At 59.7% G+C, this 12,756-nt stretch carries 8 protein-coding genes and 1 pseudogene; 2 read left to right on the forward strand and 7 right to left on the reverse strand.

Annotated features, from left to right (window positions below; all coding sequences use genetic code 11):
* The first annotated feature begins 370 nt into the window (after positions 1 to 370).
* Positions 371 to 1,207 carry a 23S rRNA (adenine(2030)-N(6))-methyltransferase RlmJ gene (locus ALO80_RS19200; RefSeq protein WP_055010139.1) on the forward strand — a complete coding sequence of 279 codons (837 nt, stop codon included), beginning with the start codon at positions 371 to 373 and terminating at the stop codon, positions 1,205 to 1,207.
* Between the two features lie 293 nt (positions 1,208 to 1,500).
* On the opposite strand, the gene msrA is transcribed toward ALO80_RS19200, so the two are convergent.
* The 6 genes and pseudogenes from msrA to ALO80_RS19230 form a co-directional block, all read right to left on the reverse strand.
* Positions 1,501 to 2,148 (reverse strand): peptide-methionine (S)-S-oxide reductase MsrA, encoded by a 648-nt coding sequence (gene msrA, locus ALO80_RS19205; protein ID WP_055010140.1) that lies wholly within the window; start codon positions 2,146 to 2,148, stop codon positions 1,501 to 1,503.
* Between the two features lie 146 nt (positions 2,149 to 2,294).
* Positions 2,295 to 4,988, reverse strand: coding sequence for a bifunctional diguanylate cyclase/phosphodiesterase (locus ALO80_RS19210; RefSeq protein WP_054988747.1), 2,694 nt, complete (start codon positions 4,986 to 4,988; stop codon positions 2,295 to 2,297).
* 251 nt (positions 4,989 to 5,239) lie between these two features.
* A complete protein-coding gene (gene mdtD / locus ALO80_RS19215; RefSeq protein WP_055010141.1) occupies positions 5,240 to 6,652 on the reverse strand; it encodes a multidrug transporter subunit MdtD in 1,413 nt (470 codons plus the stop codon).
* Positions 6,653 to 6,662: 10 nt separating this feature from the next.
* Entirely contained in the window at positions 6,663 to 7,988 is a 1,326-nt protein-coding gene (locus ALO80_RS19220; protein ID WP_055010142.1) for a TldD/PmbA family protein, read from the reverse strand.
* Entirely contained in the window at positions 7,988 to 9,430 is a 1,443-nt protein-coding gene (locus ALO80_RS19225; RefSeq protein WP_055010143.1) for a TldD/PmbA family protein, read from the reverse strand. The genes ALO80_RS19220 and ALO80_RS19225 overlap by 1 nt, the downstream gene beginning before the upstream one ends.
* Positions 9,431 to 9,553: 123 nt before the next feature.
* Positions 9,554 to 10,578: pseudogene (locus ALO80_RS19230) on the reverse strand (threonine aldolase family protein).
* Between the two features lie 99 nt (positions 10,579 to 10,677).
* Here ALO80_RS19230 and ALO80_RS19235 point away from each other — a divergent pair.
* Positions 10,678 to 11,421, forward strand: a complete 744-nt coding sequence (locus ALO80_RS19235; RefSeq protein ID WP_055010144.1) for a TraX family protein — start codon at positions 10,678 to 10,680, stop codon at positions 11,419 to 11,421.
* A gap of 79 nt (positions 11,422 to 11,500) precedes the next feature.
* Here ALO80_RS19235 and ALO80_RS19240 read toward each other — a convergent pair whose 3' ends face one another.
* Positions 11,501 to 12,697, reverse strand: a complete 1,197-nt coding sequence (locus tag ALO80_RS19240; protein WP_055010145.1) for a class I SAM-dependent rRNA methyltransferase — start codon at positions 12,695 to 12,697, stop codon at positions 11,501 to 11,503.
* Between the last annotated feature and the right edge of the window lie 59 nt (positions 12,698 to 12,756).

Below are 12,756 nucleotides of genomic sequence, written 5' to 3' on the forward strand. Positions count from 1 at the left end.
ATCTCCTGGAGTTTTAGAAGACCATCACCGTCGGCTACCAAGCGAGGGTGGTGATCATGCGCAGGTAGTAGCCCGGTCCAGGAACCCCGGTGCATCCGAGGATGCCCCACGCACGACCACCATAAAAGCGCAGGCCGTGAAAGGGCACCTGCACAAGGTGGCGCAATGCGCCTGGATAACGAGGGCTACTAATCCTCATCGCTGAATATGCAGCGACGGGCGCAGAGTAGTGATCGAAATCGGCAGGCACAAGAGGCCGGGAGTTTCTCGGAAATTTCCTTCAAACGAAAGAGACGGGTCCCGCAAATTCGTTACAAATTCTTGTTAATTGCTCAGGTTTGCTAAACTGCGCAGCTTGCCAGGAGCTGCCATGAATTACCGTCACGCCTACCATGCCGGCAACCACGCCGACGTGTTCAAACACCTGACACTGACTCGCTTGATCGCCCTTATGGCGCGCAAGGAGCAACCGTTCGCCTATCTCGACACTCACGCCGGGCTCGGGTTATACGACCTCAAGGGCGATCAGGCCACCCGTACCGGAGAATGGCTGGAAGGTGTCGGCCGTCTGTGGAACGCGTCAGACCTGCCTGCGCTGACCTCTGCTTATCTGCAAGTGCTGCACGAGATGAACCCCGATGGCGAGCTGCGCTACTACCCCGGCTCGCCGGAACTGGCCCGCCGCCTGACGCGTGAGCGCGAGCGTGTGTTGCTCAATGAAAAGCACCCCGAAGACGGGCGCCTGCTCAAGGAAAACATGAAGGGCGACCGCCGCGTTGCGGTGCATCTGGGGGAAGGCTGGCACGTGCCGCGTGCCTTGTTGCCGGTGGCGGAGAAGCGGGCCGTGATGCTCATCGACCCGCCGTTCGAGCAGCTCGACGAAATGAAACGTTGCGCCGTCGCGCTCAAGGAAACCATCGGGCGCATGCGCCAGACGGTGGCCGCGATCTGGTATCCGATCAAGGATCCACGCCAGCTGCGCCGCTTCTATCAGGACCTGGCAGAAACCGGCGCGCCCAAACTGCTGCGTGTCGAGCTGTACGTCCACCCGCTGGACACCCCGGCCAGCCTTAACGGCTCGGGCCTGGCCATCGCCAATCCGCCCTGGGGTCTGGAAGAAGAACTGCGTGAGCTGATGCCCTATCTGGCTGAAAAACTGGGCCAGACCCAAGGCGGCTGGAAAATGGACTGGTTGATCGCAGAGTAGGCGCGCCTGCATCCGTCACTGCGCGCCCACGCATAGCGCTCAACGTGACACACAGGTCCTGACAGGCTTTAGAATACGGTGTAGAGCGGACCGGGCGACGCTTCGCTCGTCCGCGATCTGTGTGTTTTGTGGGAGCGGACCGGGCGACGCTTCGCTTGTCCGCGAAGAGGGTCGTCCATCCGCAAAAAAACTGTCGCCCCCACCATCGCCTTCGCGGACAAGTCCGCTCCCACACAAGCGCTCCCGCGCCCTCCGGGCAGCAGCCCGTTTCCTCACGCTCCAGGGGGAGTGTCTCAGGCCGGCATGCACACACCCGTGCCGCCCAGGCCGCAATAACCCTGGGGGTTCTTGGCCAGGTATTGCTGGTGGTAGGCCTCGGCGAAGTAGACCGTCGGGGCTTGTTCGATTTCAGTGGTGATTTCGCCTAGCCCGGCCTTGCTCAGTTCCGCCTGGAAGGCCGCAGAACTGGTCTTGGCGACGTCGAGCTGCTCGGGTGTGGTGCAGTAGATGACCGAGCGGTACTGCGTGCCGATGTCGTTGCCCTGACGCATGCCCTGGGTCGGGTTGTGTGCTTCCCAGAATACTTTGAGCAGCGACGCGTAGCTGATTTTCTCAGGCTCGTAGACGACCAGCACGACCTCGGTGTGGCCGGTCAGACCGGAGCAGACTTCTTCGTAGGTCGGGTTCGGCGTAAATCCGCCCGCGTACCCCACGACAGTGCTCACCACACCTTCCTGTTGCCACAGGCGGCGCTCTGCGCCCCAGAAGCAACCCATGCCGAAGATGGCGAATTCGACATTGCTCGAAAACGGCCCCAGCAGCGGATTACCGTTGACGAAGTGAGTTTCCGGAAGCGCCATAGGCGTTTCGCGACCTGGCAGTGCTTGTTCGGCGGTAGGCAATACGTTTTTGTTCACTAGAATTTCCGAGCGCAGAGTCATGAACCATATCCTCTCGTTTAGAGACAGGCAGCGGTGGCCAGGACGGATGAATGGAGTAGATAAGTCCCGTTACACGCAGAAACAAGGGCTGCCGTGTAATAACAGACCGACAGTGTGCCCGAGAGAGCAGGGTGCAGGGAAGGTGGTCAGGCGGACGGGCGACGAGGGTAGCGATTCAGTTTCTCGATCAGCTCTTCGCCGGGGATAGGCCTGTCGAACAGATAGCCCTGGCCTACATCGCAACGATGGCGGCGCAGAAATGCCAGCTGGGCGGCGGTTTCAATGCCTTCGGCGACCACTTTGAGCTTGAGGTTGTGAGCCATCGCGATGACGGCCGAGGTGATTTCCATGTCGTCTTCATCATCCGGAATATCGCGAATGAAGCTGCGATCGATCTTGATCACATCGATAGGGAATTTTTTCAGGTAGCTGAACGACGAGTAGCCAGTGCCGAAGTCATCCATGGCCAGCGACAGACCGAGTTTCTTCAGCGAATCCAGCTGCTGGCGGGTGTCTTCGGTGGCTTCCAGCAGCAGACCTTCGGTCAGTTCCAGTTCCAGCAGCGAAGGGTCCAGCTCTTCTTCCCTGAGGATGGAAGCAATCGACGACACCAGCTCGGGGTCGGAAAACTGCTTGGGTGACACATTGATCGCCACCTGCAGGTTGCCGAAGCCGGCGGCGGTCAGGTCCTTGCTCATGCGGCAGGACTGACGAGCAACCCATTTGCCGATGGGGATAATCAGGCCGGTTTCTTCTGCCACGCTGATGAACTGGTCGGGGCGGATCATGCCTTTTTCAGGATGATTCCAGCGCAGCAGCGCTTCCATGCCCAGCAGACGGCCGGTCAGCAGGCACAGCTTGGGCTGATAGAACACCTCCAGCTCGTTCTGGGTCAGGGCACGGCGCAGGTTGTTTTCCACAAACAGCTTATAGCTGGCCTCGGCATTCAAGGCTTCGGTAAATACCTGAACCTGATGTTTGCCGTTGGCTTTGGCCTTGTGCAGGGCCAGGCCGGCGTTTTTCATCAGGGTCTGCGGGTCACGGCCATGCAGCGGCGCGCAGGCAAGACCCACCGAGCCGGTGACGCTGATCAACTGATTGTCGACGAACATCGGTTTGTCCAGGGTGGCCAGGACCTGGCTGGCGGTGGCCTGTCCAGCCTCCTGATCGGTGTTGTCGAGCAGAACGGCGAATTCGTTACTCGCAAAGCGTGCCAGTACGTCGGACGGGCTCAACGTGTTGCGCAGGCGTCGTGCCAGACTGATCAGCAGTTTGTCGCCGGTCTGGTGGCCGAGGCTGTCATTGATGCGCTTGAAGTTGTCGATGTCGACCAGCAACAGACTCATCGGTGTGTCGGTATCGCGGGCAAAACGTTCGTCCAGATTGCGAATGAACGCCGGACGGTTGCCCAGATTGGTCAGGTTGTCGGTGTAAGCCAGGCGCTCGATACGCTGCTGGGCCAGCTTGCTCTGCGTGATGTCTTCATAAATGCCGATGTAGTGGGTCAGCTCGCGATTATCGCCATACACCTTGGAAATCGACAGCTGGCCCCAGTAGGGTTCGAGGTTCTTGCGTCGACTCTTGAACTCGCCCTGCCAGCTGTTGCTATTGGTCAGGCTGGAGTTCGCTTCCAGCAGCAACTGATTGAGATTTTCCAGCGCAGGCAATTCCGAAAGCTTGTGCCCGGAGACCTCATCGGAACTGTACTGGGTGATCGCTGTAAAGCTGGGATTGACGTACTCGACTACGCCGTTGCAGTTGACCAGCAGAAAGGCGTTGGCGCTTTGTTCGACTGCACGCTGAAACAGGTGCAGTGCATTGGTCGCAGCCCGACGGTTGTGGTTGTTGATGACCTGGGCAAACTGGTCGGCCAGCTCGCCGGCGAACGCGATTTCATCGGACTGCCATTCACGTGAAGAAGCGGATTGCTCCAGGCAGAGCACGCCAATGACCTGTCCATCAATGCGGATACTGGCATCGAGGACAGCCTTGTGTTCTCCAGGCGTAAGGATTTCGGCCATTTCGCGGGTGCGCGGGTCGGTCTGGATATTGCTGGCGTCGATTGCCCTGCTGGTATTGAGCGCTTGCAGATAGGTGGGATAAGGGCTGATATCAATCGGCGTACGCGACTGATAGTCGCCGCTTTCCCGACGGTAGTCAGTGATCGGCTCCAGACGCTTGTCGATAAGGTTCCAGATACTGACATGGTCGACATCGTAGATGTCACAGGCACTTTTGGTGATCAGTTTTGCCGCTTCCAGCAAGGTGTTGGCCGTGGTGTAACGATGGCGGGTCAGGCGCAGGATCAGGTCCTGCTGGGCACGCACGCGCTCCAGATGCGCAAACTGATCACGCTGGGCGCGCTGGTTGAGCTCCAGGGCAATCTGCAGGCGCAGGTTACGCGTTTCTAGATCGGAATCAGTGGCCGGCTCGCCTTCTGTGACAAGATCATCGACGATCAGAAAATAACCACGTAACAGATGACGGTTGTGCTGCTTGTAGGCTTCGCCGATCTCCAGCAAGCCAAGCGCGCCCTTGGGGCTGTGCAGGGTGTAGCGAATCAGGTAATTCGGAGACGAGGCCAGTTGCAGCTGGATGTCATCGTGCAGTTGATAACGTGCTTCCGGCTCCATGAGGCTGGCATAAGGGGATCCAATCAAGGCGCAAAGGTCGACGGCGGGCAAGCCGAACTGCTTTTCGCAATTCGGATCAAGAAACAATAGCGCCCAATTGGCTTCATTCAGCCGCTCGAAACGCAGCATTCCCAGGCGCGAAGGCACTGGCAATTGCGTCACTACCTCGGCTGCGGATCTACCGGCAGCATCGGTTTGGCTTTTCATGAACAAACTCGCTTCCGGAATACTAGTCGCGACAGGCGTAAAGCCCACTTTCGCGTATGGCAAGGTTGCATCATGCGGCCCGTGCTTACAAGAGACCACAGTGGCTTAGTGCTATAAAAGTGTCGGCCGATTGCCCAGGTTCTTCAATGTATCTGGTCGGATACTTGAAACGGCCTGTTTTTCGGGCAAAGCCCCTGTTTTAAAGAGGGTATTCGCCCTGCAGATTTGCGCCCGTCGGGCAGGGTTGTCAATCAGGTCCTGGCTGACTCGGCGTCCTTTGCCGGTAATTGCAGGAAAATCCCGGCCGCAAACATGGCCAGCACTCCGACGCTCAGGAAGGTCAGCTGAAATGCTTCCAGAACATTGCTGACTTCGCCAGTGGCAACTTCTTCGCTGAACCCGCCCAGCAATGCCGCAGCGCTTGCAACCCCAAGGCTCAGCGACAGTTGAGCCACTACCGAGAGCAGGCTGTTGCCGCTCGCCGCGCTGGCATCGTCCAGATCGATCAGGGTGACGGTGTTCATCGCTGTGAACTGCAAGGAGTTGACGGCACCCAGCAGCCCCAGGTGCACCAGCAATACCCAGTAGGGCGTCTGCACGTCCACCAGCGCAAGACTTGCCAGCAGGATACCCAGCAGCAGTGTGTTACCGGTCAGAATGACGCGATAGCCCAGATGCTCGATCAGCCAACGTGCGACGGTCTTGGCGAACATTCCCGCAGCTGCCAGGGGCAACATGCTCATACCCGCCTCAGAGGGCGAATACCCCAGCGCAACCTGCAACAGCAATGGGATCAGGAACGGCAGGGCACCGCTGCCCAGGCGGGCGAACAGATTGCCCAGAATACCCACGGCAAATGTTCGGGTGCGAAACAGCGAAGGGGCAAACAACGGCGATTCGATGTGCCCGGCGCGCAGCCAGTAAGCCGCCAGACAGCCCGTTCCGGCAAACAACAACAGCACCACGCGCATGTGCGGCAGGTGCAGCTCGCCCAGCCCTTCCAGAGCAATGGTGATCAGCACCATCGCTGCGCCAAACAGGATGAATCCGACGCCGTCAAACCGCGTTCGGCCGCCTCCGGGAAGGTCGGGGATGAAGTGTTTGACGGCATAACAGCCGAGTATCCCGACCGGAATATTGAGCAGGAAAATCCAGTGCCAGCTCAGGTACTCGACCATCCAGCCGCCGAGCGTCGGGCCCAGCAAAGGCCCCAAAAGACCGGGCACGGTGATAAAACCCATGATCCGAACCAGCTCCGACCGCGGATACGCACGCAAGACAATCAGGCGCCCGATGGGCAGCATCAGCGCGCCGCCCAGCCCCTGGATCACCCGTGCCGCCACCAGTACGTTGAGCGACCAGGACAGTGCGCACAGCAATGATCCGAAGCTGAACAGCAGGATGGCGCTGAAAAAGATGCGCTTGATCCCGAACCGGTCGGCAATCCAGCCCGACGCCGGGATCAGCAGTGCGATGGTCAGCATGTAGGCAATGACCACCGACTGCATGCGCAGCGGGTCTTGTGCCAGGGAGCTGGCCATGGACGGCAGAGCGGTATTGAGAATCGTACCGTCCAGGCTTTGCATGAAGAACGCAATGGCGATGACCCACGGCATCCAGCGCAGGGTCTTTTCATCCATGAGCGGCGCTGCTGAGTTCGACATTAGGCTCCTGCTACAGGGTAAGGGTGAGTTGGCTGATCAGCGCACCAGGCAGCTGGATCGACCCCGTCTGGCGCTGAGTGTAGGTGCTCGACTGGAGAATCAGTTCCCGCTCGCGTGTCAGGCCCTCCAGTGCGCTACCCAGCAGACTGTAGGCGCTGTCATCGAAACGCATGGTGCTGACCGGCGCGACGATCTTGCCGTCTTCGACCCAGAACGTTGCGAAACGTGTCATCCCGGTCAGACGTGCGGCGGCGCGGTCCGAGAAGTTCAAGTACCACAGGTTGCTGATGTAAAGGCCTGTGCCGAGCTTTTCAAGGATCTGATCCAGCTCCAGCGCACCGCCGGCAATGCTCAACGCGCTGGGACCTTCACCGTAATCCGCGCCGTTGGCGGGCAGGTCGTATTCGGCGGCGCTGCTCGAGTCCACCAGACGCTCGCGGGCCTGACCGTTGACGATCAGGGTCAGGTCCTTGCGCGGGTAGCCTTCGCGTGAGAAGGCTGGCGAGAGCGAACCGCTGACCTGCTCGTCGAAGCTGATCAGTGGGCTGAAACGAGTCTCGCCGTCATACAGTCGCTGCAGCGGACTGCGTTTGCTGGCCAGTGCCTGCGCGGAAAACCCGCCCCAGGTGAGCATACCGATGACTTCGTCCAGTGCTGCCGGAGCCAGATAGGCGCGGTATTGACCGGGTTGAAGGATATGCAGTGGACGGCCGAGAAATTCCAGTTGCTCACGGGCCTGCTGAAAACGCTGCACAAAGGCTGCGTTGTTCCAGTCGTGACCTGCGTAGCTGGCTTTTACGGCCTGGCCGTTTTCATGGAACAGGCTCCATTCGAAATTGAAGCTGTTGGCCTGGTGCCAGCCCAGCGCGCCCCACGAACTGGCGAAGCCACGATACAGCGGGCCTGCCGCGTAAAAGCCCACCAGGTCCAGACCTTCTGACAATCCGCTGATCTGCTCGACGACCAGCGCACTGTCAGGCAGGGGCAGGTCTTGCACGTTGCTGCTTTGCCACGCCTGGGTGTTGGGCAACAGATAAGGGTCTTTCGCCAGCGAAGGCAACGTTTCGCGCAATTGCTGCAAGGCTTCGGCGAGGCGGCGGGTGTCGGTCTCCTCGTCTCCGGACAGGGTCAGTTCCAGGTTGGCATGCCGCCCGTCATCGATCAGTTTGAAGGTCGCAATGACTTGCTGCACGCTCCCGGCCTGTCGAACCTGGCCGTGGTTGAATCGAATAAAATCGGACGCTTCGGCGTCGTAGGCCAAGGTGAAGTGTTCTGTAGGGCTGATGCCAGCCTTGAGCACGGCGACCAGCGCCTCGAATTGCTGTTGGTGCGACATCAGGCATCCCCTCCAAACACATCGACATTGGCAAAAACACACGCCGGAGAGGCATGACCGACACGAATGACCTGATTGGGTTCGCCCTTGCCGCAGTTGGGCGTGCCCAGCACCTTGAAGGTACTGGCATCACCGACTGCGCTGAGGTTCTTCCAGAACTGTGCAGAGATCGCTCGATAGTTGGGATTCTTCACCACGCCCTTGAGTTCACCGTTTTCAATCAGTTGGCCCCATTCGCAGCCGAACTGGAACTTGTTGCGCGCGTCATCAATGGACCAGGAGCGATTGCTCGACATCAGAATGCCGTGTTCTATGTTGCCGATCAGGCTGTCCAGCGTCTGGTCGCCCGGTTCGATGTTCAGGTTGGCCATGCGGTCGATGGGCGCGCGGTTCCAGCCGCAGGCGCGGCTGTTGGCAACCCCGTCCAGGCCGCTTCGGTATTGCGACAGCGCGCCGCCCAGCGGGCGTTGCAGCAGGCCGTCACGAATCAGGAACTGCTTGCTGGCAGCCGTCCCGTCATCGTCGTGCGCGTAACTGGCCAGTTGTTCGGGAATGTCCGGGTCGAACGTCACGTTCAGCAGACTTGAGCCGTATTGCAGGGTGCCGAAATCAGTGGTCTTGACGAAGCTGGTGCCAGCGTAATTGCGTTCGTCGCCGAGAATCCGGTCCAGTTCCAGCGGATGACCGATGGACTCGTGAATCTGCAGAACCATCTGGTCCGGCATCAGCAACAGATCGCGCGGGCCTGATGGCGTATTGGGTGCGAGGATAAGCTGCAAGGCCTCATCGGCCACTCTGGCCGCAGACCCGATAAGGCCGCAACTGCTCAGCACCTCGAGGCCGCCCTGCTGGCCGAAATTGTCGCCGCTCAGGTTGCGCGTCTGGCTGTCGCGACCGTCGTAGGCCGTCACGCTCATGCCGGGAAACACGAAGCGCTGCGCCTGACGAAGCTCCGCGCCCGCGCTATTCAGGTAAATCTGTTCGACCGTTTCCAGTCCCAGTACGGCCTGCCAGTTGACCAGCCGCTGGTCGTGCGGGACAGCGCTGGACTCCGCCATCAGCAGGCCGATGCAGTCGCTCAGCGGCGGGAAGGCTTGATCCATGTGCGGTGACAGATAGTCCGCTTTGGCGGTCGAAACGGCTTGATCGCTCAGGTTCAGCAGCGCATGCGGTGCCAGGCGACGAGCCAGCGCTTCGGCCTGATGCAAGGCTGCCTGCAAACCCTGTCGGGAAATGTCATTGGTGGCGGCGTAGGCTTCAACGCCGTTCAGGCGCACGGTTAGCATCGCGCCTTCGTCGCGGCTCAGCGAGGGCGGCTCGGCCACATTCTTGCGTACGCAGAGACGTTGGCCGGAGCGGTGCACATAACGTACGGAAAAGAATTGCGCTTCACTCTGCAGAGCAGCGAAGTGCTGTTTGAGCCGGGCGGAGAAGTCGAACATGCAGACAAGTTCCTTCTTGAGGGCGGTCGGTAAAGTCCGGACGGCCTTGTGAGCCGTTTGCCTTTGAGAAAGAGATTACCCCGTAGATTGCCCGGCTGCACCTGCAAGCTTGATTTAGACGCTTCAGCCCTGCATTACCAGCTTGATATCGGCGGCCAGTTCGCGCACGCGCGCCTCCTCGGTGTCCCATGAGCACATGAAGCGTGCGCCGCCGTTGCCGATGAAGGTGTAGAAGCGCCAGCCTCTGGCGGTCAATGCGGCAATGGCCGGTTCCGACAATTGCAGGAAGACGCCATTGGCCTGCACCGGAAACATCAGCTCTACGCCCGGAATATCCCTGACCAGTTCGGCCAGGAGCTGTGCACAACGGTTGGCATGGCGTGCGTGTTTGAGCCAGGCGTCGTTTTCCAGCAGACCGACCCACGGCGCAGACAGAAAGCGCATTTTCGACGCCAGTTGCCCGGCCTGCTTGCAGCGATAATCGAAGTCTTCGGCCAGGTCATGGTTGAAGAACAGGATGGCTTCGCCTAGGTTCCGCCGAAGCACAACACATCAACGCCGGACTTCCAGGTCAGTTCAGCCGGAGACGCCTCCAGAAAGGCACAGGCGTTGGAGAACCGCGCACCGTCCATGTGCAGATGCAGGCCCAGTTCCTTGCAGGTCGCGCTGATCGCCTTGAGCTCTGCGGGTTGATACACGCCGCCGACCTCGGTCGCTTGAGTCAGGGTTACGACGCGCGGCTTGGGGTAGTGAATGTCCTGGCGCTTGAGCGCTACTTCGCGAATCGATTCCGGGGTCAGCTTGCCGCCCGCGCTGCGAGCCGTCAGCAGCTTGGAACCATTGGAGAAAAACTCTGGCGCTCCGCACTCATCGGTTTCGACGTGAGCCGTTTCCGAGCAGATGACACTGTGGTAACTCTGGCACAGCGATGACAGCGCCAGCGAGTTGGCCGCCGTGCCGTTGAAGGCAAAAAACACTTCGCAGTCGGTTTCGAACAGACGACGGAAATCATCTGAAGCGCGTGCAGTCCATTGATCGTCGCCATAGGCACGTTGATGCCCTTTGTTCGCCTGCTCCATGGCCGCCCACGCTTCAGGGCAGATACCGGAATAGTTGTCGCTGGCGAACTGTTGGCTTTGGTCTGTCATGTCCGATTCCTTATGGGCGATTATGGTGCGCACTGTAGCGACAATATAAGGTGCGGTCATGTGTTGGCTGCACGACGCAATTCCGCATTCAGGAGCAATATGGATCTTTCCAACCCGCCTTTTCTGCCCGGACGCAACAAGGCGCTGGACCTGCTCAAGTGGCTGGCGATGCTGAGCATGGTGCTCGATCATCTCCGCTACGTGGGTTGGTCAGTTGATTTTCTTTACGTGCCGGGGCGTTTCGCTTTTCCCTGGTTCTGTCTGGCGATTGCCGTAAACCTTTCACGACGCAGCGCCGCCATTGTGGCCCCGCGCGTGCAATGGCGCTACCTGGGCTGGCTGCTGGTATTTGCTGTGTTATCGGAGATCCCGTATCGCTTGTTCATGGCGGACACGACCGTCCTGAACGTGATGCCGACCCTGCTGCTGGGGCTGCTGATTGCTCAAGGCTGGCGGCACCGTAATGTCACAACCCGGACCATGGCCATCGTCGCGCTGCTGCTGGGCGCGGTTTTTCAGCAGCAATTGATGTTTGGTTTTGCCGGTGTGCTGCTGCCACTGGTCTTTGTACTGGTATTGGAAAAGCGGCTTTGGTATTCGGTGTTTCCGGCGGCTTTCTGTCTGGCAGGCAATGCCTGGCCACAGATGATTGCCGGCGCGAGCTGGGGCGATCCGGTTTCCATCGGTTCGATAGTCGCCTGCCTGTTGGCTCCCGCGCTGGGCATGGTGCTACTGCGTAGCAAACCAAAGTTTGCAGTGATCCCGATGCGGCGCTGGGCCTATGCGATCTACCCGCTGCATTTTCTGGTACTGCTGGGCGCGCGGGCGGTGCTGGAACCATAACTATCGTGCGACGCTCCGCGTCGCACGATAGTTATGGACGCTCTGCGTCCTCTTGCAACGCAGAGCGCCCCTTCAGGCATCAGCTGTTAGGCAGCAACCGGCAGGTGATGCTCTTGATATACCGCGTCTCGGCAATGGCCGGGTGTACCGGGTGGTCCGGGCCCTGGCCACCGCGTTCCAGCAGCTGGATGTTGCGGTCCAGATGGCGGGCGCTGGTCAGGAGGATGTTTTGCAGGTCGTCTTCCGGCAGGTGCATCGAGCACGATGCGCTGACCAGAATGCCGTCCTTGCTGAGCAGGCGCATGGCTTGCTCGTTCAGGCGGCGGTAGGCGCCTTCACCGTTTTTCATGTCTTTCTTGCGTTTGATGAACGCAGGCGGGTCGGCGACGATGACATCGAAACGCTCTTCAGCGGCTTTCAGTTCCTTGAGCGCTTCGAAGACGTCGCCTTCGATGCAGGTCATTTTTTCTGCAAAGCCGTTCAGCGCCGCATTGCGCTCCACGCCATCCAGTGCAAAAGACGAGGCATCGACGCAGGTCACGTCGCTGGCACCAAAGGCTGCTGCCTGAATCCCCCAGCCACCGATGTAGCTGTACAGGTCCAGCACACGCTTGCCTTTAACGTAAGGCGCTATGCGCGCGCGGTTCATGCGATGGTCGTAGAACCAGCCGGTCTTCTGTCCGGCCATGACCGGCGCTTCGAACTTGACGCCGTTCTCTTCCAGCGCAACCCATTCAGGAACCAGACCGAACACGGTCTCGACATAACGATTCAGGCCTTCCGCATCACGAGCGGCCGAATCATTCTTGAACAGGATGCCGCTTGGCTTGATGACCTGAACCAGCGCCGCAATGATATCGTCCTTGTGGTTTTCCATCGTGGCCGAGGCCAGTTGAACCACCAGAATGTCACCGAACCGGTCCACCACCAGACCCGGCATCAGGTCTGAATCGCCGTAGACCAAACGGTAGAAAGGCTTGTCGAACAGGCGCTCGCGCAGCGACAGTGCGACGTTGAGGCGATGCACGAGCAGGGATTTGTCGAGTGGCAGTTTGATGTCGCGCGACAGCAAGCGTGCGCAGATCAGGTTGTTCGGGCTCATCGCGACGATGCCCAGCGGCTTGCCGCCCGCAGCTTCGAGGATTGCCTGATCACCGGCTGCAAAGCCATGCAGCGGGGTGGCGGCTACGTCGATCTCGTTGCTGTAGACCCACAGATGACCGGCGCGCAGGCGGCGGTCGGCATTGGCTTTGAGGCGCAAGCTAGGCAGGGACATGACGTCGCTCCTGAAAAAAGAGCGGGATTATAGCGCGTCATCCCGGTCATGCGCCGGGA

Source organism: Pseudomonas caricapapayae (assembly GCF_001400735.1).
Classification (GTDB): Bacteria; Pseudomonadota; Gammaproteobacteria; order Pseudomonadales; family Pseudomonadaceae; genus Aquipseudomonas; species Aquipseudomonas caricapapayae.